This window comes from Streptomyces sp. NPDC002386 (assembly GCF_053593175.1).
The window spans coordinates 81,502-102,307 of sequence record NZ_JBSFBX010000007.1 but is presented as its reverse complement, the minus strand read 5'-3'; the positions used below and the strand labels follow the sequence as shown (position 1 = coordinate 102,307).

The window sequence follows — 20,806 nt, the reverse complement described above, 5'->3', positions numbered from 1 at the left end:
TCCCCCAGGTCGAGAGCGAGGACTGATGAGGCGCCGGTGTCCGCCAGCTGTACGCCGACGGGCACCGTCCGCTACGCGTGGGGCGTCATCGCCAGTCGACGACGATGCGGTTCAGCGGTGTGTCGAGGGCAAAGAGACCGGGGCGCTGCTCGATGGCGGGGGTGTCGAGGGGCTGGATCTCGAACGTGGCCTCACGACCTCGGTACTCCCTGTCCCAGGTACGGATGGTGTCGGCGACCTTCGCGGCCAGCTCGTCGCTGCCGGGGCCGTGGCCGATGACGCCGAACTCCCAGAGCCTGTCGCCCTCGGGGGTCTTCTGATTGGACACGCGCCGGGCGAGGTAGGTAACGGCACCCTTGTCAACGACCGCAGTTGACGAGGGGTAGGGGTCCTCGGTGAGCAGCGTGCCCTTGGCGCTCTGGGGGAACAGCATCCGGATCAGACCAGAGGGGAGGGAGCAGGTGACGAACAGTTCCATCCACTCCGGCGACTCCATGGCGCGGACCGTCATGCCGGTCCACTCCTCGGTGCGCGGCTGGGCGAGTACACCTGCGAGGGCATCGGCGTCGATGCTGAGCCCGGCGGGGGCCTGGAGTCGTACGGTGCCGTCCGTGCTGAGCGGGATGACTCGGCGGTCGTCATCGGCGATGCCCCGCCGAAGGGGCATGAAGGTGTTCATCTCGCTGCCGAGGGAGACCCACCGGCCGTCGCGCTGCTCGTAGGCGATGGAGCGGGACACCGTGCCCTTCAGGCGCTGGGGGACGAGGAGCCGACCGCCGGGAGCGAGCTGCTGCAGCCAGGCGTGCGGCACGCCGTGCGCGCCCACAGTGGCGATGATCCGGTCGTACGGCGCTGCTTCGGCGTAGCCGAGTGCTCCGTCGCGGGTCACGGCCTCGACGTTGGTGATCCCGGCGGCGGCGAGGTGCGCACGGGCGCCCTCCACGAGGTCGTCGTCGACGTCGAGGGTGGTCACGTGTCCGCTCTCGCCAACCAGGTGGGCGAGCAGACCGGCGTTGTAGCCGGTGCCTGCGCCGAGTTCGAGGATGCGCTCGCCGGGCTGGGCTTCGAGCTGGTCCAGCATGAGGGCGACGACGCCCGGCTGGGAGGCGCAGGAGATGGATGTGCCGTCGGTGTCGTACTTGATGTGCACCGGTGCGTTGGCGTAGGCGTCTTCGAGTGACGCGTCGGGCACGAACACGTGGCGGGGAACGGTCCGCAACGCGGTCTCGACGGCGGGCGTGCGGGCGGGTCCGTCCGCCCGAAGCTGGTCGACCAGGGCGTTGCGGAGGCGCTCGGCGTCCGCCCTCGGGGTGGTGATCGCGTCGGTGTTCATCGCGCTGACGCTATCGATGTCGACCGTTGCCTCGGTGGGCGACTCGGTGTGGTCACTCGTTCCCATGACTACCTCTCGTGCGATGTGGGACAGGGCGCTCTGGTCGTACCGGAGGAGACCGGCGCGGTTGGCGTGGAAGATCACGTGGTGGGCGATGACGGCTCGCAGGCCGCGGGTGAGGGCGCCGCGGCCTGCGAGGTCGGCGAGCGTGGCGCCGGCCCGTTCGAAGGCGGTCACCCATTCCTCGTGCGCGTGGAGTGGGCCACCAGGGCGGCAGAGGCTGTGGGCGTCTGCGGTCATGAGCTTGCGCATGGCCGGAGCCAGTTCGGCGGCTCGTTCGGACGGTTGTGGAGCGGTGGCTGGTCGAAGGGTCGCGACCTTCGCCCATACGTCGCCCTGTTCGAACCAGTCGAGTCCGGCACCGCGCATCATGACGCTCGCCAGCAGGACGGCGGATTCCCGGCGTCCCAGGTGCATCGGGCTCGGCTGGTAGGTGAGCAGGTGGCGGGAGTCGCTGTGGAACAGTTCGTGGGCTGTGTCCATGGCCTCCGGGCCGCCGAAGGTGTCGGTCTCGGGCTCGTAGACGCAGGGCAGGCACGACACGGCCACGCCGTCGCCGATGAGATCGCTCAGGAGCGACTCGATGGCTGCTGAGGGCTTGTCCGCGAGGTAACGCAGCGGCCAGGGCTGTTTGTTCATGAACCACCAGCCGGTCAGCTGGCCGTCGGCCTCGGCCTCGATCAGGGCGGGGCCAAGGCGTTCGGCGATGGTGCGTCGGGCAATCTCGCGGTCGGCGAAGGCGATGTTGTGCTGCTGCCAGCGGTCGGGAGGCATTGAGGTCCTTCGGTCGGTGGATCAAGCGATGAGGAGGCATGCGTCCCAGGCGGACCGGGGTGGTGCGGCGGTGCTGGACGCGAGGAGGGCCAGGGCTATGCCGGCGGCGCCGTCGAGGAAGCCGGGGCCGCCTTCCTCGTCCTGGATGAGCGCCGTGGCCGTGAGTTCGGGGTCGGTGCCCGGTGGCATGACCGCAGCCAGGAGGGCCGGGATCGCGGCGCGGAGTTTCTCCGCGGTCGAGGGGTGGGCGTCGTCGGCCGTACGCGTGGCGACGTGGGCGAGGCCGGCGAACCCGTGGCAGAGGCCGTTGTCCGTCGTGGCCTTCAGCTGCTCGGGGGCGGTAAGGGCGGCCACGAGTGCTTTCTCCGCGGCAATCTGGCGGCGGGTGTCGCCGAGGGCAAGCGCGGCAAGTTGCTCGGCGCGGGCGAGGCCGGCGGTGCCGTAGCACCAGGATGGCCGCCGGGGTGCGGACGGGGCGAGATGCCAGCTTCGCAGCTCGCCCTGAGTGACCCAGTACGGCCAGACCGGTCCGCCGTCGACCTCCTCCTTCCAGCGGTCCAGCCATGCCAGGATGGTGTGCAGTGCTGCGTGGTGCCCATCGGTGACGGAGCCGTCCCGAGCGGCAAGGGCTAGGAGTGCGAGGACGCCGCCGATGCCGTGCGCCATACCGGTGTTGGCGTGCCCGCCGGGGAATCGGTCGTCCGGGCTGCCCGAGGGCCCGGTCTCCGCCCACCAGCCCGGAAGGGTCTCGCCGTGGTGGGTGATCGGTTCGGTGAGGCGCACGCAGTAGTCGAGAACGGCGCGCGTCGTGGAGCTGCCGGGGCTTCGGCGCAGTAGGTAGGCGCCGTATCCGGTGAGACCCCGGATGGCGTCGAACTCGGCGAGCTGCGGCAGGCGTCTGGCGTCGATGCGGCGGTGGGCCGCGTCGAGACGGCGTCCGACGTCGACCGTGATCTGGGCGTCCATCGCGTCGAGGGCGCGGTGGTAGGAGCCGGGAAGGTGGTCGGCGGCACAGGACAGGGCGTGGGCGAAGGCAGGCACTCCGTAGAACGGGTGGCTGTCCGGGCCGCTGGTGAGCGGCTGCCGGGAGGCGGCGGTGAGCCAGTCGTGGGCGCGGTGCCACGGGCCGAGGCCGTTCGCGGCCAACTCAATGTGCAGGAGCGCGATGCCGGGCGGCCCGTAGGCAAGATGCTGCCGATCCAAGGACAGCGTCCTAGAGCCGCATGGCATGGTCTCGGGGTCGGCGAGCTGGGCGGCGATGGTGTCGACCAGACCGAGCGCAGGGTGGGCGTTCACGAGGTTCTCCCCCGAGTGCGAGCCGTCCAGGCCAGGGCGGCGGCGCGCGCCAGGTAGAGGCACACTTCTTCCTCCAGGAAGTTCACGGCGACGTGGCGCACGAAGTGGACGTGCAACAGGGAGGTCAGAACGTCGTCGAGGGCGATGCCCTGGGTGTCCGGGCCGGGAAGGTGCGGCCGGTACGCGGCAAGCGCCGTATCCCGGTCAGTCCATCCGGACACGATGGCGTCTCCGCCCGGGACCCTGCGCAAGGCCGACCAGTCGTCGCTCGGGTCGGCGAGCCGTACGGCCTCGGTGAACTGCGGGCGCGGAACGGGCACGGGTGCGATCGGCGAGACATGGTCGATCAGCCACTGCATCCCAGCCTCGGTGGTGCCCAGGAAAGCGGAGGCGATGGCGACCGTGTGGGCCACCACCAGCGTGCGCTGGCCCGGACGCCGTGGCTGCGCGAGTTGGGCCAGGACGGCGCGCGAGTCCGCCCGGAACACCTCCTCGGCCGCCTCCCATGCGGTGCCGGAGCCCCAGCGGCCCATCTCCCGGTAGGAGGTGGGATAGCGCAGGTCGGCCAGCAGGCCGATGCTTCGTAGCTCGTCGGCCCAGGCGCTCACCGTTCGGGCCGTGTCGGCGAAGGCTTCCAGGGCGGGGAGGGCGATGCGTACGCGGAGGTGTTGGTCCGGGTCGCGGAAGCGGATGAACCACCATGGCGGGTTGCCGAGTTGTTCGAGTAGGCCGGGCAAGTACCGGGAGAGTAAGACGTCTTGGCGGCGGGGGTCACCGTACAGGGCGGCCAGAAGAACCGGGGAAGCGGCAGGTGTCTGCATCTGGGTCACCGACAGGGCACGAGCCCGGGTGGGGGCTGGCAGTGGCGGCCATGCCGACGGCCTGGTTGCTTTGAGGGGTACCACGACCTCGTGGGCTCGCCCACCGCACCAGCCGTACGCCTCCGGTTCCGGGGCCTCGACGAGCACGGCCAGGCGCGAATGGTCGAGGTGCCTGCGCAGGAGCGCACGGTGGCCGGCCTCGTCGAGGTCGAGGAAGAGGCGTCGGTCGTCCTCAACGAGATGGACGCGGTGCGGCAGCCTCCGCCGGGCACGCCAGTCGCTGAGCGCGGTGTCCCACTCGGCCCGAGGGCGGGCATGGCCGGGCAGTTCGGACGCTTCCAGCCGCCAGCGCGCCGGGGCCAGTACGGTCCGGCCGTACCGCAGACGTGGAAGGAACGGCATCGCAGCTGCGGCGCCCCAGTCGAAGACGGTGACCTGCGCGCACTGGGCGCGGGACAGTTCGGTGAGGAACCGCACCAGCGGCGGGGTGTGGGTGCGCAGGTTCAGCGCGTGCATCCCGACGGTCTCAACACGGTGGCCTCGCTCGGGGACAGCGAGGTACATGCGGCGGCCGTCGCACCCCACAGCCAAGTCCTCCGGGGACAGGACGGTGTCCTGCGGGGCGCGGTGCTCCTGAAGACTGATCACGGTGGGGAGAACCTGTGGGGAGCGGGTGACGTGGGCGCTCTCCGGGAGCAGGGGCGGGAAAGACAGCTGCGCGGGCACGGTGTTCCCGTCTGCGGCCGGGAGGTCGGCAAGCTCTGCGACCAGTGCCTCCCGGTCCGCGAGGGCCAGCACGCTGAGGAACCGGCCCGTGGAGACGCCGGCGCCTCGGGACACGCTCATGACCTCCAGCCGGAACCGCCCGCGCTGCAACTCCTCCAGGCTGGCCGCGTGTACCCGCACCCCGATCTCCAAGTGCGGCGGCAGCCGAGGCTCGTCGGGGCCCACTTCCAGGGCCTTGATCTGGTCGTCCGTGAGGATCACTTCGTCACGGCCGTCGAGTGCGGCCGCCTGGGCCAGCCGTACGAGGACGTCATCCCGAGCGGAGACGCGGGGCCTGCGTGGGCTGGCCGGAGCGCCTGGGTAGCCGTCGGGATAGCTGGTGCCGCTGTCCGCGACGACCTCCGCGAGCGGCACCATCGTGCCGATGCCGTACCGCTCGTAGAACCGCTGGTGGTACTCGTTCCAGGCGGCGGTCCCGTACGGGCGGCTGCTCAAGTGGGTCAGGATGAGAGCGGCGCGCTCGATCTCTCGGGCGACCGCTTGCGACAGAACGATCTGTGCGTCCAGGCGGAGGTCGAGCGCGACGGAGTGGCGACGCAGGCCGGGGACGAGGTCTCGCATCCGCGCCGCGACGCTGTTCCGGCCGCCATGCGTGGCACATTCCTTCAGGCCCGCCCGGACCGCGTGGAGTTCGCGTACGGTCTCCGCGACCGGGGCGAGGCTTCCAGCGTCGACTGCGTCGAGTTGGCCCACCAGATACCTGAGGGCATCGGTCTCGGTGCTCGGAGCGTGCAGGCCCGTGATCAGCACCCGCTGCTGGACCAACTCCGCCAGCAGTTGACGTGCCTTCTCGGGACCGGCCTCGGGGAACTCCGCCTGGAGCTTGTCCACCAGGGTTCCGAACCGGATCGGCAGCCGGGCCGCGGCAAGGACCGCGCGCACCGGTCCGGTCAAGGCCAGAGACGCCTCGACCGCACGTGTCCGGTCGTCGTGGACGTCGGGCTGAAACGGCACGACGAGCCGGTCTCCCCGGTACGTCACGGTGTTGTTGACGACGACGGGTAGCCGTTCGAGCAGGTCCGGACACAACTCCAACCGCTCGACGACGGCAGCTAGCCACTCCGCCCCCGCGCGACCGACGGCCACGTGTTCCTCGCCCCAGTCGGCCCGTGCCTGCGGGCCGAACTCCGCGGTGGCCACGCCGGCGAACAGGCCGAAGGGCGTCGCCCGGTGCTGGGCCCGCAGCAGGTAGCGGGCCACGGACAGCGCTGTGCGCTGCACGTCACGGAGGGCGGGGCGTTCGGCCGTACACAGGGCCCGTACCTGCGTGGCCAGGGCCGGGCTGGAGTGGTGGAGTGCCTCGGCGACGTCGCTGTCCGCCCATACCGTGCGTAGCCACGCTAAACGGGCAGACGAACCGCTGGGTGAGCGGTCATCGAGGTCAGGGCACGGAGGGAACGGCAACGAGGGCCGGGCCACGGCGCGCACCAGAGCGGTGGAACCGGTGCGGAACGCTGCAGTCGGAGCAATCACCAAGTACCTCCGTAGGTGAGGGGGACGGCGGCTGGTGCCGCCGCGCGGAGACGCGGCGGCACCAGACCGGGGTGATCTCGGGACCGGGTCAGGCGACGTTGGTGGTGCAGGCGCCGCAGGTGGACCCGCAGTTGTCGTCGGTCAGGTTCACCAGGCCCGCCGGGTCGGCGATCTCGACGAGGGAGACGTCCAGGTCGAAGCCGTCCGATGCCCCAGGGATCTGCGGGCGTACTTCGGTGCGGCTGGGAACTACGGTGCTGCGAGTCATGCTTCAACTCCTCGTAATCGTTGTGGTGTTACTGGGCTGGAGCGCCCACCAGGTGCCGCCGCGGGAGCGTTGCCAGAGGGCTGCTCACCGGACGGCCCCTAGCTGCCCGGCAGGAGGGGACGTAGTCCGCGTAGAAGTCCTCGCGGGGTGCCTGCCTCACGCCGGGAAGTCATGTGCCGGGATTCTGATCAAGCAGATGCCGGTCGCCGCTCCATGAAGTAGGCGAGCGCCTGGGCCTTGAGACGATCGAGACACGACTCGCACGCGTAGAAGGGAGCGTGCTGCCCGTCCCACTGCACCGGACCGAGCCAGATCACCAGGACGCCGGTACGCCCGCAGCCGAGCCAGCAGTCACCGGTGATCCACGGCCACTCCATGGAAGAACGTCCCCCTTCTCAACTGGTCGAGATAGTCGATCTGGCGGCCTGGCAGTTGGGAGCGCAGGCCCAGAGCTGGAACGGCAGGCCCCGGTGGCGTATCTCGCCCAGTCATCGACCGCTCGCTCCCAGTGGCCGGGTGCAGAGGGCACAGTCCATGGCCATCTGCTGGCGGGCTGGAGTCGGGCCAGATCCGGAAGGGGCGAGGATGCCGTGGCCGGGATGCTCACTTGCTGCCCTCGGTACGGAGTTCCGCCCAGACCTCTTTGCCCCAAGGGCGTCTGTCCGAGCCGTGCAGGTCGTAGCCCCAGCGGTCGGCGACAGCATCGACGAGGAGCAGCCCGCGCCCCGACTCGTCGTCGTCAGCCGCCTGGCTGAGTATGGGAAGACGCGACGGTTCCCGGTCCACGACCCCGACACGCAGTCGAGTCGCGCTTGGCCGTCCAACCGTGAGGCGAATCTCGGGACACGGCGTGTGCTTGGAGGCGTTCGCGATGAGTTCCGTGATGATCAGCGCGGCACGGTCGGCGAGACCGTCGAGGTGCCACACGCCGAGGATGTCTCGGACGAGTTCGCGGCCGAGCTCGGCTGTGGACGGCTTGCACGGGAAGGTCTGGCTGTACGTGGGGTGGCCGGTGGAGAGGGCCTCAACTGGTGTTCTCAGACTCGTCATTGGGGTGGAGCCTTCGTGTCGTCTCGGTGCCCGACCCACCCTCGCGAGGGAACCTCAGGGGCGGACCGGGCCGTCAACAGCCGCCCGCACGGTGGGGCGTGGCGGGCGACCAGCACCCAGACAACGCTTTTTTCCAGCAAGCTGGTTAGGACGTTCAGGTACTTAGTCGACGGACTCACCTAGGGTGTTTTGACTTCCCCTTTACCTGGCGGGCGGGGATAGCGAGGGCTACCGTGCCCGCATGGACACCACCCGCAACACCGTTCTTGAGGCGTGGATGACCGAACACGGCTACAGCTCCAACAACCTCGCCGAGGCCGTGAACAGGGCCATTGAACGGTTGGTCGGGCGCCCTGGAGGACTCGACGGCTCATCGGTCCGGGCATGGAAATCGGGCCGGGTCACCTGGCCAAAGGCAGCCGCCCGCAAGGCACTTGAGGACGTCACCGGACTACCCGCCATCGCCTTAGGGTTCGTGCCACGGAGCCGGCCTTCGTCCACCCCGGCCCCACCACAGCAGGAGGACCCCGACATGAAGCGCCGCACCCTCGTCGGCAGCATCGCGGCGGTAGCCGCAGCAGCAGCCGCACCCGGTACAGCATCGCCGCGCCGGATCGGCATGAGCGACGTCAACCGCCTCAACAAGCGCTTCGCCGAGATCATCGCCAGCGACCACCGCCACGGCGGACAGCTCGGCATCGAACAGCGGGCCGCAGCCCTCGCCGACGAGGCGCTCAACCTCCAGAACGCAGGCAGCGCCACCCAGCGCGTACGAAGCAACCTCTACGCCTCAGCGGCCGCCTTCCGCTCCTCGGCGATGTGGGCCGCCATCGACGGCCGGCGCTACGACGTCGCCAAGGCACACATGCGCGAGGCCCAGGCCCTCGCCGAGATGTCCGGCGACCAGGCCATCAAGTTCCGCATCTGGAGCCACGCCGGCACCATGTACCGCCACATGGGCCGACCGGCGGACGCGTTCGCCGCCAACGACGTCGCCCGCAACCTGCACCTCACCCGCCGTGACCCCCTGTTCGCCTCCCTCGGCCTGGCCCGCCAGGGCGCCATCCACGGCGCAGCCCAGGACCGCACCGGCACCCGCCGTGCCTTCGAACAGGCCCAGGACGCCATGGTGCGCGCCGACCCCACCGACTACCGCCCGGTGTGGATGCTCGCCTTCTACGACCAGGCCGAACTGGACTCCCTGGCCCTCTCCGCGCACTTGGCTCTCGGTGACTACTCGACCGCCGAGTACCACGCCCACCGCTGCCTGTCCGCCCTCCGGCCCCACATGATCCGGTCCCGGGCCATCACCACCACCCGGCTCGCCCACGCCCAGCTCGCCCAGGGCGCCCCCGAAGCCGCCACGGCCACCGCGATGAATGTCCCCGCTGAGGCTGCCACCCAGCACGCCCGGGTCACGCGCATGCTGCAGGAGTTCGGGGCCGCACTGCGCGCCACCGCGCCGGCCAGCTCCACCGTGCAGACCTGGACCGAGCACACCGCCACCTGGAGGATGGCCGCATGACCACGGCGCCCGCCATCGAACTGCGCACCTTCACCACCCTCGACACAGCCCGCGGCGACCTCCTCGACGTGTACGCCGACGTGCGCGCCCCGCTCCTCCACCTGCCGAATTACGCGGTCACCGCGTTCGGCGAACGCCTGGACCGGCACGGCACCGAGCCGGGGTTCACGGCCGTCCTCGCGTACGCGGACGGGCACCCGGTCGGCTACGCCTACGGCAACACCATCGAGCACGGCGACCGCTACTGGCAGCGCACCAGCCCGACGCCGGCGGAGATGTACACCGAGCGTCCGGCCGTGGCCCTGAAGGAGATCGGCGTCCGACCGACCTGGCGGAAGACCGGTACTGCCCGGCGTATCCATGACGCCCTCCTCGCCACACGCGACGAGCCGTACGTCACGCTCATGGTCAACCCGGCCGCTGGCGACGGAAAGGTCCACGCGCTCTACAAGTTGTGGGGGTACCAGGACATCGGACAGAGCCAGCCGTCACCGGCCTCACCGGTCCTCACCGTAATGATCCGAGCCAGCGGCTGACCGACGCTCACAAGACCCGGTGCAAAGGTGCAGCGGCATGCGGGAGGCACCACCGCTGACAGTTATCGGCGCTGGTCGGCGATCAGCTCAAGGTAGCGGGCGTACTGGGTGTCGGCGATCTGGCGGTTGCGGACGAGGCTTCCTTCCTCCATGCGGTAGGTGCGTTCGGGATCACCTTTGAAAGAGAGCCAGTTGAAGGACGTGGTCACCCAAACGTCGTCGTAGACGAGGACCTTGGCATGGGTGCTCTTCAGACGCGTGAAGCTGAGTTTGTCGCGGTAGCGGTCGGCGAGGTTGGTGAGTCTCCGGACGGAGGCAGGGTCGGTTTTGGTGTCGTTTTCCTCGTAGCCGTAGGCAATGTCCACTTTGACGCCTTGTTTGACCCGGCGTTCGAGTTTGCTAAGGAAGTCGGTGGTGATGATCGCGTTCTTGATCCACGGGGAGATGATCAAGAGTCGGCGGCGGGCGTTGGTGAGTGCGTCGTCGAGGACGTCCGGATGCTCGAAGACTCCGATGGCTCGGATCTCGTCTGCCTGTGGCTGCTGAACTGCCGGCGGACCGGGCATGGGGGCGTGAGCGCCGAGCTGGAATGCGGCCTGTTCTGCACGGTGCTGGGTGACCTCTTGCAGCGGTACGCGGGCCTTTTCGAGGTCGGGGTCGAGAAGAGGGCGTTCGGGGGGCGGCGCGACAGAGATGCCGAGGGCCTTGGCACCACCGTGGCCGATGAGAGCGAGTTCGTGGGCCTGACTGAGTTCGCCGTCGACGACGATGCCGACTTCGACGTCGGTACGGTCTGCGTCGGCATACACCAGGAGCTTGACCGGCAGGACACGGCGGGCCGGGGCCTGGGAGATGCCTTTGACCTGGAGGACTTCGCGTTTGTTGTTGCCGTTCTCGCGGAGCAGAGCGGTGATTTCCGCTGCGGTGATGTCTCCGTCGTTGACGGGCCCGGACCTTGCGGCGGGCAGCATGATCATGCCGTTTTCCTCGGCCTGCCCGCGCGGGATGGTGGTGCGGCGGTCGTAGGGGGCTACCTTCCACAGCATTTGGTCGTAGACGAGCGGCTGGTTGACCCGCACGGGCGCTACGGCGGCGGCCTTCTGGGCAGTGAGGTGGCCCTTGTCTGTGAGCCGCAGGCCGGGAGCCCGGCCTGCGTCTGCGGGGGTGGGGCGGGCCCATTTGAGGTCGTCTGAGCCGAACAGCACGGCGACGGTCCGGTCGACCATGTTTTCGGGCAGGCCGAGTAGGCCGGCGATACCACGCGTGTTGCTCACGTTGTGGTCGACCAGCCGCAGTACGAATTCCTCCATAAGCGGGAGGTCCTTGCTGTCCTGGGCGAGGACCTCGGCGGTGATCCGGGCGACAGGCAGTGCGGCGTCGGCGATCTGGATGAGTTCGAGTCCGGGACGGGTGTTGTGGAAGCGGAGGGCCAGGAGGCTGTCGTCGCCGAAGGTGGGGCTAGAGGTAGGCATTGCGGATCTCGCAGTCTTCCGGGTGGCCGCTCATGTAGTCGAGGACGTCGCGCAGGGCGCCGGGCTTGCTGCGGCAAAAGCCAGCGTCGCCAACGATGATCAAGCCGTAGCGGGCGCGGGAGAGAGCGACGTTGATGCGGCGCCAGTAGGGCTGGCCAAGGAATCCGAAGCGACCGCTGATGTTGCTTCGGGTCACGGAGAACACGACGAGATCGCATTCTCGACCCTGTACCGCGTCGACGGAGAGCACTTCTGGAGCGATGTGCTTGAGTCTCAGGGAGGCTAGGCGTTTGGTGAGTTCTTCGACCTGGCGGCCGTAGGGGGCGATCAGCAGGACGTCGAGGCGCTTGCCGTCGGGAGTCTTGATCACCCCCTTGTCGATGGCCCGGTCGATGACTTCCAGGCGTCGCATCGCGAGTTGGCCCTCAAGGCGGTTTGAAACGCTGGTTTGTGCGGCGGACTGCTCGTCCTCGCGGCGGTTCGGCAGAGCGCTGGTGTCCAGCCACAGGACGGGTTTGTTGACCGTGCTGTAGCCGGGAAGGACATGGTCGTTGGGCGAGATTAGCTTGTTGTCGTAGAAGCAGCTGCTGATCATGTTGCCGATCGCCGGGGTCATCCGGTACTGCTCGCGCAGCAGGTGCTTGACGGGTGCCTTGGTGGAGTTGGCGAAGTACTGGAACAGGGTGGTCTTCACCAGCTCGGGGATGAGCTGGTGATCGGCCATGATCTTTTCATCGCGCAGCAGATCCTCATCGATGGGAGGCAGCTGGTTGGTGTCGCCGACCAGCACCCATCGCTTGGCCCTGGCCATTGGCACCAACGCCTCGGTCGCGGTCGCCTTGGACGCCTCGTCGAAGATGCACAGGTCGAATTCGAGATCCCGGGCCGCCGGGTGGCCGAGGAAGCCGAGCGCGGTGCCGCCGATGACGCGCCGGGTGCGCAGGAAGCCCGCGATCAGGTTCTGGTCGGTGCCGATTCGCTGCAGCCATTCGCCCTGGAGGCGCAGCAGGTGCATCAGTTCCCTGCCGGTCCCGGCCGGGCCGAGGAGCGCCTCGACCACGTCGCGGGCGTCTGCGGCGCTCATTTCCTCGCGGAGGGTGAGTTCGCCGTCGAGCATGGTCTGCACTTCGGCGAACAGCTCTGCCCGCTGTTCGAGGAGCTGTTCTCGACGGGCTCGGGTGGTGACGACTTCCTCGCCGAGCTCTCTGGCGGAGGTGGTGCGCTCAGGCACAGGCTGGTTCGCCAGCTCGTCGAGGCGGGCCGTCACATGGGCGAGGTCGGCGGCCACGGCGGCGAGTTCTTCCAGCACCAGGGCCGCTTTGAGGTGGCTGGGCTGCTGGCCGCTGTTGGCGGCCACGCTCTCCAGATGCCGTTCTGCGCGCGTCCGGACACCCTGGGTCCACTTCTTGACTTGCCGGTCGAGCAGCAGCGGCTGTGCGCTTTCAGCGACGCGTGGATCGTCGACGCGGCCGAGGCGGACGAGTTCGGTGATGCCTGCGTCTTCAAGGCGCTTGAGGGCATTGTCGATGGCGATGTGGGTCTGGCTGACGATGAGGATGCGGGCGGTGGGATGCCGGCTGAGGGTCTGCTCGACGATCTCAGCGATCACGGTCGTCTTGCCAGTGCCGGGTGGTCCCTCGACGAGCAGTAGGTCCTGGGTGCCCAGGGCGTGGGCGACGACGTCCCGTTTGCTCTGGTCGAGGTCGGCGCGGACCCAGGTGGTGACTTCGGTGGGCGGGCCGACCTCAAGGACTCCGGGGTTATCGATGATCTGCCGCAGGTCGAGATTTGCGGTCTGGCCGGCGGCGACCGCGGTAAGTGCGTCGCGCTGCCGGTTGATCGCGTTCTGGCTGGGTCCGAGGAAGGGGAGCAGTACCCCCCGGGCGGGCAGGACGGCCTGGGGACGCGTCATTCGCAGGACGACGGTGTCGTCAGTGCGGTTGGTGATCTCGCCACGGTCGATGGGCCGACTGTAGGGGTACTCCGCGACGGACCACTCTTCACCGATTTCGGCGCTAGTGTCGGGCGCGGCGAGATGGAAGACTCGGGTGCGGCCGCCGCCTTCCAGCCGTTCGTACTGGATCGGCTGCCGCCCGTTGGCCGCCGCTTCCTCACGGGCTTCCAGGACGCGGCGCCAGCCGTCGAACAGGTCGCCGAGCTGCTGGCGCTTACCCTCCTTGGCCTGTGTCTCGCGTGCGTCAAGTTCTTCGTTGAGGCTGTCCAGCAGCAGGTTGAGGCCGTCGTACGCCGGGTCCTCGCCCGGATCGTTGAACGTCCAGGTGAGGATGGGGCCGAGTTTGAGGGCGGACGCACGGCGCTTGGCCATCCATTCCTCTGCTCGTTCCTCGGCCGAAACGATGACGCATCGGTCGCTTTGATCCTCGTCGTTGACCAGGCGCAGGAACAGACTCTGGCCGAACACCCGCACCGTGCCGGTGTCGACTTCGTCGCTCTGCGCGTTGTAGCCGTAGTCGACATGAACCGTGCCGGAGATGTCCGCGAGCACCGTGTTCTTCACCGCATCCCAGTCGATCTCTTCTCCGGCCGGGGTGGTGCTCAAGCTTTCGGCCGCGCGACGGGTCATCTTCAGCCAGAGCGCGTTGCGTTGGCGAGCATCACGGTTTTCGCAGACCCGTTCGGCCTCCAGGAGCCGGTGTTCGAGGACGATAGCGTTGGCTGGCCGCTTCTTCGGGTCGAGGTCGATGCAGGTTCTGAGGACGTTGCGGATCTCGGTGTCGAGTTCCAGACCGTCGAGTACCGTCGCCAGATCGTGGTAGTCACGTGCCTGGCTGCGGGAGAGGACCTGAATGGCCAGGACCGCGTAGGCGTACACGTCACGGACGTACGGGACTGCCTCGCTCTGCTCGGGCGGCGAGTACAGAGCGGATCGGAAGTCCGCGACCGTCTCGTCGGTCACGGCTGCGGCCTTGGACAAGATCTTGGCGATCCCGAAGTCGGCGAGCTTGACCGTGCCGTCGCCGGTCAGCAGGACATTTCCCGGTTTCAGATCACGGTGCTCGATCTCCTTCTCGTGGGCATACGCGAGGGCGGAAGCCAACGGTCCGCCTATGCGTGTGAAGTAGGCCGGCCAGTCAAGGGGACGGCCATCTGCCATCTCGTCCTTGAGGCTGCGGTCAATCCACTCCAGGGCGATGAAGTACCGCTCCAGCCCTTGATCCCAGCCAGAGTCGAGCATCCGCACGATATGGGGATGGTTCAGTGCCTTGAGCGCCGAGGTCTCCCGCTCCAGGAAGATCCGGGTGATCGCGTCGTCCTCCCGCTGCTTGAGCAGCTTCACGGCGACGTGGTCACCGCCAGCGCTCTTGATGTCCACGGCCTTGCGGACCTCGGACAACCCTCCCGGGCGGGCCTCCTGAGGGAGCAACAGAAACCGGCCGTTAATCGTCGTCCCCACCCACTGCTCCTTGCTCCCCCGACTGCCGCGCAGTCCACCCAAGCGGCCATCTTGCCAGCGGCTTTCCCATCGGATCAGCAGTTTGCCCAGGGCGATACGGACTTGGCGAGTAATGGTCCCTTCGGAGTGGCTCTGCGAGAGGACGCCCCCCTTGACCCAAGCAGCGAGGCGTGATCGGAGTCGGCCCCTCGACCACGGTAGAACGCGTTGGGTGCTTGAGTGATGCGTGAGCGGACGATGCAGCGGCGGCGGCGAGGGATCGGATCGAAGGTCACATCGAACCTGACCTGACGAGGTGGTTCCGGACACCGAAGAAGCGTCCGGAACCACCCATCAAGATCATGCCCCTTCTGGCTACCTTTTTTCTCCTGACCAAGCCCACAGACTTTGACCGAACAGATAGAAACACCCTCCGCGGCGACTGGCCTTAGGGCCTAGCGGACTGGATTGCCTCCTGCAGGTTGCTCACGGCCCGCTCAGCGTGCGCGCGGACGCTGTCCCAGGCAGCGGTGAAGTCGCGGACCGGGAAGCCCAGCCCAAGCGCGTGGTGGGCGGCGGCGAGTTCCGGCCGCGGCTTGGGGTGGACGGCGGAGTTGCGGATGACACGGATCTGGTCCAGGAGCTGCACGGCTTGGTGGACCGCGTTGCGGTCGAGCGCGGGTAGCGCGTCGGCGAGATGTTCCTCTAGTCGCAGCAGGCCCGAGCCTGGACTGCGGCCGGGCACTTTGAAGTCGCGCAGGATGTCGGTCAGGACGACCAGCCCGGAGTTGTAGGCCGCTTCGTCGTCGACGTCCAAGGCGAGGAGGCTGGATCGGTCCATGGGCGGCGGGACAACCAGGGCTTCGCCGAAGACCAGCTCGTAGGTGACGTCGAGGAAGTTCAGCGCGCGCAACAAGGAGCGCGGCTCGGTGAAGGACAGCGCCTCCGGCGGCGCAGGCGGCGACAGGTGGGCGGCGATATCGGCGAGGTAGCGGTCGAGGGTGTCGCAGTCGGCGGATGGCAGCGCGCCGATTCGGCCCGTGAGGGATGTCTTGTTGAAGCGCATGCCCGGCCACTCTCGGTCGGCGATCTGCGCCATGCGCTCCAGCAGGGGACTGGTGCCGTCGATCTCCTTCAGGACTTCGCCGAGGTTCACGTCGATATCGGGCAGGTCGAAGGGGCTGTCGAGGATCCTGTCCTGCTCCCGGGTCATCTGCTGCATATACGCCAGCAGGCCACGGGCAAGATCGCGGGCCATCTGATCATGCTGCAGGTGGTAGAGCCCCGCCATGGTCAGGTACACCGGCCCGTCGGACTGCGGGGTGAAGCCGTGCCCCCACCACCCGACGGCCCGGTAGCCGCTTGAGACCTGATCGTGGCCAATCACGGGGAAGCTGTAGAGGACCTTCGCGGCGTCGTGGCCGTGCTTTCGCATGCGGTAAGCGACGTGGAAAAAGTTCGGGAAGCGCTCGTGTTCGACGAACGTCGTCCACACGATGTCGAGGAGGAGCCGTTGCTCCTCGGTGAGCGGGTCTGTCAGGGCGGTCATGGCGTCTATCTCCAGGTGGGCAACGGACCAGGATAGAGGTGCCGCCAGCTGGGGCATATCGTGTTTCGGGTCCGTGGGCACCGGCCTTGCTCGGCGTGCCTGGGACGCCCGCACGACCGCCCTGCAGGGCGGCCCTCATCTTCATGCCGGGCCGGAAAGCTGCCGAGTGACACGTACTACGAGAAAAGGGTAGGTGTCGGCGGCCGTGCGTTGCGTCTAATAGAGGGCGTGACTGATCAGGCTTCTCCCGCGCTGTGGCGGTTCATCCAGGACGACGACCCCGACGCGTTCACGCTCATTGTGGAAACCGCGAACGGGCAGTACGTGCGGCGCATACGTCCAGCGCTACCGCTGCCGTCCGGCGTGGAGCATGGCCCGGGTGCCGAGGTGGCGGCACACACCGCTGCCGCCACCTGGGGTCTGCCCGATTTCGTCTTCCAGTCCGCCTACGCCAGCAAGGGCTCCGGTCGACGCGAGCTCGGCGACAGGCTGTTGCTCGCCGGAGGGCGTGGCGCGGTGATCCAGGTCAAGGCGCGCACGATCCAGCCCAAGGACGCGGACAGCGAGGTGGCCTGGATCCAGAAGGTGGCGACCAAGGCTGTACGTCAGGCCAAGGGCACCGTGCGTCAGTTGCGGATGCTGCCCGCTGACATGGCCAACGGCCGCGATCGCACGCTGTCTGTCGACGGCAATGCCTACGAGTGGATCGGGGTGTTCCTGCTGGATCACGAGCAAGTACCCGAGGGCACGATCTGCTCGCTGGAGCCGATCGGTATCCCCACGATCGCCCTGACACGGAGGGACTGGGACTTCCTCTTCGACCAGCTGCGCTCTACCACCGCTGTCCTCGACTACCTCTTCCGCGCCGCCGTCGAGCCTCCTGTAGCCCTGGGCGAAGAGCCCGTGCGGTACTACGAGTTCGCCGCGGCCGACGCCGAGGCACCCCCCCCGGCCCCCTCAACCCAGATGTCGCCGGACTCGGCGGGAGCCACTTCTCCACCCCCTTGCTCCCGCAGGCTCCGGTGGGGTCAGATCATGCTCACCGGGTTATGCGAATCATCATGGAGGACGTCGCCACCAGCGCCATCCGCTCACAGATGAGTGAGCCCAACCGGCAGCTCCTCCTCTCCGACCTGGACAAGCTGCCGGTCGGAGCGCGCGCTGAGTGGGGACAACTGCTGCTGGACATGCTGGCCGACGTGCGTGAGGTGCCCGCTGACGAATCCAAGTGGCGCTGGCGCCGTTCCATCGACCCGTCCGGCACCCGCCAGCTCATCTTCGGATGTGCCACGCGCTTCGGTCCCGAGGTGGAAGCCGCCTTCCAGTCGTACGTACTGCTGCGCCACCACCAACTCCACCAGCAGACCGGCCTGGCCGAACAGAGCTCCACCCTCGGCGTGCTGCTTACCCCGCGCACCGATGGCAGCCGGCCATGGGACACCACCTTGCTGCGCACCGAGGGCGACAATGAACTGAGCTCCGAGGAAGTGGAGCGATACACCGAGCTCTGGAATCCCCAGCCCGCCGAAGCTTCCTGAGCGCGGTCTTCACCGTTTAGCTGATGGCAAGGATGCGGTGCTCGATGATCACGAAGTCCCGCTAACGGTCGTGATGGTGCCTGATGCGTTCGCGCGTGTTGATGACCGGGGAAGTCGCCGCGCTCGTGCAGCGCGAGGTTGCCGGCGGCGCCGTACATGGAGAACTCGACAACACCGGTGTTCCGCAGTGGTCGGAGACCGTGGTGGCGGCGACCTCGCCGAGCTGCCGCGCGTTGGGCTGCAGGAGCCAGTTCCTGGTGTCCGTGTACAGACCACGGGTGACTCCCGCGTGGTCTTCGACGAGTTGAGGGAGATGGGTATGCGCTCATCTCCTGCGGCAGAACGAGGCTGATCAGTCGTTAGGCATCGGCGGACTTGCGATTGAGTTCCGCACGGTGCGAACGAATACCGCCCTATTCTCTTCGGTCACCTGAATGTTGTGTTTAAAGTCCTCCAGGAAGCGCGCTCCTTCGTTGTTTATTTCGTCCCCTAGTTCCCCGAATGCGGTCATCCTGCTGAGCCACTCTTCCCCCTCTCCCATGGAGTGCTCCGCATTTTCCAGAATCCGCTCCAGATCCTCTATGGAATAGAGTTCCTGCAAGCTCTCTAGGTCGCCAGCGTGGGCGAGTACCTGATTCAGCTGCTCAAATTTGAGATCTGGCGAGAGTTCGCGGATATGTCTTTCCTGCTCCCGTAGGCGTGCGATAGCTGCCTCGATGTATTGGCCGAACTTTTCTTCTCTCTCGATATTCTCCATTGTTGCATCAGAGATCGCCTGAGAGGCTTGAGCGACTTCTTCAGGGCCAAGAATAGATACGCGACGCGCACGTTCCAGCATGCGAGTGGCAGCTTGATGCAGTTCTGTACGATGGGACCTATGTTGGCCCTCCTCTGCTGGACGGGCCAGCTCCTTTCGCCTGCGGGTGCACTCGTCCCAAGCGTCGAGGAATCCCTCGCAGGCGGAAAGACGTTGTTGCCGTAGCCAATGGGCGTGTTCGTTCGCAGCCTGGTCGTGTGCCTGTCCACGCACAGCATCAGCACTCTTGTCTGCTCCGGCCTTGGTGGCCCATGCCGTGAAAGCAGCTCCCAGTATCGAGCCGAGAAGCCCGCAACCTGCCGCTATCAGTGCGACGATTCCCTCATCCACAAGAGGCCATGATGCACGAGGAGTTGGTGCCGTAGTAGTGGACAGCGAAGTTTACGAGCCGAACAGTGCCTGGGTCGCGCCGAGCAGCGAGGTCAGCCTGCTGAGGGCGCACAACAGAACTTTGCAGTGGGGCAGTTGGGGGGTGCGAGGTAGGGCATACAGGAGGAGATGCGACCTGTAGCGACGCATTGGGAACGGTGGCCCCTGTCTTGGTATAGATGCGGTCGGCACCTACGACGGTGAGCAGTAGCCGGCCGACAAGTCCGCGATCCCACGTAAAGTGCAGGAGCATGCTGCCGTCTGGCAGATCGCCCGGGCGCCCACAGGGCAGCCGGTTACTGGGCTGTGAAGACACCCTTGCTCGGTATGACGAGGGGACCTGCTCTGGTCCCCGGGCACTCTACATACGTGGGGCATCCGCCCGTTTGCGTCGAGCTCTCAGCTTTCGGCGCTTGGCCGACGCCGGGGGAAAGCATCTCCGATCGGCCAGTCCTCAGACAGACCAAGAGACGTGTGGATGGGGCGAGCCGCTGACTGACGTTCGACGTGAATATCAACCAATTGTACTGTTTCCCAGGTCGGGAGAACGGGGGCCGGGAGCGAGTCAGGTGCGGGGCTTTGCCATAGGACTGGGGCCTTCTTCGCCCATGTCCAAGGTGCCGGATTGTCGACGGTCAGTACGCCGCTGACCCGGCTATGGGTCTGATCTTGCGCAGCAGTCCAGTAGCCGTCGGCATTGCGACCGAAGGTCGATCCGGTGTGGTGGGCGTACTCGACCGAGGTCCCGTACAACGCGCTTTCGGTGTCCTCATCCTCGGGAAAGACCGCTGAATTGCCAACCGCCACGATGAATGGCAGCCCCAATTCGCCGTACTTCCTGCCCTTCTTTCTCACGGCTTTGAGTACCCGATCTGAGTCATCGGCGACCCACACCGAGGGATGGAAGCCGATTGTCCTGCTCGTCGGATCGCCTCGCCTGCCGGGGCTGCGGGGGATCGCCTCGAAGCTGAGGCGCCAACCTGCCTCCTGCCAGGTATGCCTGGGTAGCGGCACCTTCTGCTCATACTCGGCAGTGACCTGGTCGGGGTCCAAGCTTGCCAGCCATCGTGTCAACTCGTTCTTCAACCGCCGTTGCTGCGGTGTGGTCGAGCCAACGCTGTCAACCTTGTACGCCACGTAGAAGTTTGGGCTCGGAACGCGGTCAATCACGTCCACCACCTGAGGCGGGAGCGAGCGGCTCCCGGTTGCGTCCAGATTCTCGGCCGTCCAGATCGCCTCGACAACGAATTGCTGGTCGCCACGGGTGACCAGGAAGTCTGGATACTTTCCCCCTGTGCCTATTTGCTGCTCGATCTCCACGGTGCAACCGGATCCGCGCAGCATCTCGTGCACGTACAGCTCCCACAGCGCGGAGAAGACGTTCGCGTCGGAATTGCGATCGCGTAGCCGACTGCGCAGGCCGGGCTGAGCATCGGGGGGCAGGTGTGACCACCACTCGTTGATCACATCTCGAACCTGGTCCCAGAACGGACCGGCGATCCGTTCGAAGAATTCGGCATCCGACTCCGATGCTCGCTTCGGTGTCGCATCTGTCCGATGTCGGCTTATGTACACGCCCATGACGAACGATCATAGATTGCTCCGTGCGCTGCTCCCACGGGTTTTCTGCAGCGTCCCGGCGACGCTTGGGTTGAGTCCGAGCTGTCGCCGTCGTCCGCACGCCCTTGATGATCGTGCGCCGTCACTCGCTGCCGACGGAGACGCGGAGCAAATGATCAGCAGTG

15 protein-coding genes are annotated in these 20,806 nt (G+C 67.3%); 4 read left to right on the top strand and 11 right to left on the bottom strand.

What is annotated here, in order from left to right; genetic code table 11:
* Nucleotides 1-85: 85 nt before the first annotated feature.
* The 6 genes from fxlM to ACWCPN_RS16240 all read right to left on the bottom strand — a co-directional run bounded on the left by fxlM (nt 86) and on the right by ACWCPN_RS16240 (nt 7,861).
* Nucleotides 86-2,167 (bottom strand): methyltransferase, FxLD system, encoded by a 2,082-nt coding sequence (gene fxlM / locus ACWCPN_RS16265; RefSeq protein ID WP_451206261.1) that lies wholly within the window; start codon nt 2,165-2,167, stop codon nt 86-88.
* Nucleotides 2,168-2,188: 21 nt separating this feature from the next.
* Entirely contained in the window at nt 2,189-3,463 is a 1,275-nt protein-coding gene (locus ACWCPN_RS16260; protein ID WP_451206258.1) for a lanthionine synthetase C family protein, read from the bottom strand.
* Complete coding sequence (locus tag ACWCPN_RS16255) at nt 3,460-6,474, bottom strand: lantibiotic dehydratase (protein ID WP_451206644.1); 3,015 nt, start codon at nt 6,472-6,474, stop codon at nt 3,460-3,462. Before ACWCPN_RS16255 ends, ACWCPN_RS16260 begins: the two co-directional genes overlap by 4 nt.
* Nucleotides 6,475-6,631: 157 nt before the next feature.
* Complete coding sequence (locus ACWCPN_RS16250; protein WP_016825826.1) at nt 6,632-6,811, bottom strand: FxLD family lanthipeptide; 180 nt, start codon at nt 6,809-6,811, stop codon at nt 6,632-6,634.
* Between the two features lie 188 nt (nt 6,812-6,999).
* Complete coding sequence (locus tag ACWCPN_RS16245; RefSeq protein ID WP_033308377.1) at nt 7,000-7,188, bottom strand: hypothetical protein; 189 nt, start codon at nt 7,186-7,188, stop codon at nt 7,000-7,002.
* A 226-nt stretch (nt 7,189-7,414) separates the two neighbouring features.
* Nucleotides 7,415-7,861: an ATP-binding protein gene (locus ACWCPN_RS16240; RefSeq protein WP_451206255.1), complete on the bottom strand. Its 447-nt coding sequence runs from the start codon at nt 7,859-7,861 to the stop codon at nt 7,415-7,417.
* A gap of 241 nt (nt 7,862-8,102) precedes the next feature.
* Here ACWCPN_RS16240 and ACWCPN_RS16235 point away from each other — a divergent pair, with 241 nt between their 5' ends.
* The gene (locus tag ACWCPN_RS16235) at nt 8,103-9,386 is read left to right on the top strand and encodes an XRE family transcriptional regulator (RefSeq protein ID WP_451206253.1); all 1,284 of its coding nucleotides are present in this window, start codon (nt 8,103-8,105) and stop codon (nt 9,384-9,386) included.
* Nucleotides 9,383-9,922: a GNAT family N-acetyltransferase gene (locus ACWCPN_RS16230; protein ID WP_033308375.1), complete on the top strand. Its 540-nt coding sequence runs from the start codon at nt 9,383-9,385 to the stop codon at nt 9,920-9,922. The genes ACWCPN_RS16235 and ACWCPN_RS16230 overlap by 4 nt, the downstream gene beginning before the upstream one ends.
* 62 nt (nt 9,923-9,984) lie before the next feature.
* On the opposite strand, the gene ACWCPN_RS16225 is transcribed toward ACWCPN_RS16230, so the two are convergent.
* The 3 genes from ACWCPN_RS16225 to ACWCPN_RS16215 all read right to left on the bottom strand — a co-directional run bounded on the left by ACWCPN_RS16225 (nt 9,985) and on the right by ACWCPN_RS16215 (nt 16,337).
* The gene (locus tag ACWCPN_RS16225) at nt 9,985-11,394 is read right to left on the bottom strand and encodes a phospholipase D-like domain-containing protein (protein WP_451206250.1); all 1,410 of its coding nucleotides are present in this window, start codon (nt 11,392-11,394) and stop codon (nt 9,985-9,987) included.
* Nucleotides 11,381-14,809, bottom strand: a complete 3,429-nt coding sequence (locus ACWCPN_RS16220) for an AAA domain-containing protein (protein ID WP_451206247.1) — start codon at nt 14,807-14,809, stop codon at nt 11,381-11,383. Before ACWCPN_RS16220 ends, ACWCPN_RS16225 begins: the two co-directional genes overlap by 14 nt.
* Before the next feature lie 427 nt (nt 14,810-15,236).
* Nucleotides 15,237-16,337 carry a hypothetical protein gene (locus ACWCPN_RS16215; RefSeq protein ID WP_451206245.1) on the bottom strand — a complete coding sequence of 367 codons (1,101 nt, stop codon included), beginning with the start codon at nt 16,335-16,337 and terminating at the stop codon, nt 15,237-15,239.
* A 228-nt stretch (nt 16,338-16,565) separates the two neighbouring features.
* Here ACWCPN_RS16215 and ACWCPN_RS16210 point away from each other — a divergent pair, with 228 nt between their 5' ends.
* Together ACWCPN_RS16210 and ACWCPN_RS16205 are read left to right on the top strand one after the other, a co-directional pair.
* Nucleotides 16,566-17,438, top strand: a complete 873-nt coding sequence (locus ACWCPN_RS16210) for a hypothetical protein (RefSeq protein WP_451206242.1) — start codon at nt 16,566-16,568, stop codon at nt 17,436-17,438.
* Entirely contained in the window at nt 17,399-17,875 is a 477-nt protein-coding gene (locus ACWCPN_RS16205; protein WP_451206239.1) for a hypothetical protein, read from the top strand. Before ACWCPN_RS16210 ends, ACWCPN_RS16205 begins: the two co-directional genes overlap by 40 nt.
* 352 nt (nt 17,876-18,227) lie before the next feature.
* On the opposite strand, the gene ACWCPN_RS16200 is transcribed toward ACWCPN_RS16205, so the two are convergent.
* Both ACWCPN_RS16200 and ACWCPN_RS16195 read right to left on the bottom strand, forming a co-directional pair.
* Nucleotides 18,228-18,713, bottom strand: coding sequence for a hypothetical protein (locus ACWCPN_RS16200; RefSeq protein ID WP_451206237.1), 486 nt, complete (start codon nt 18,711-18,713; stop codon nt 18,228-18,230).
* A 747-nt stretch (nt 18,714-19,460) separates the two neighbouring features.
* On the bottom strand, nt 19,461-20,642 hold the full coding sequence (locus ACWCPN_RS16195; protein ID WP_245236951.1) for a hypothetical protein: 1,182 nt from the start codon (nt 20,640-20,642) through the stop codon (nt 19,461-19,463).
* Between the last annotated feature and the right edge of the window lie 164 nt (nt 20,643-20,806).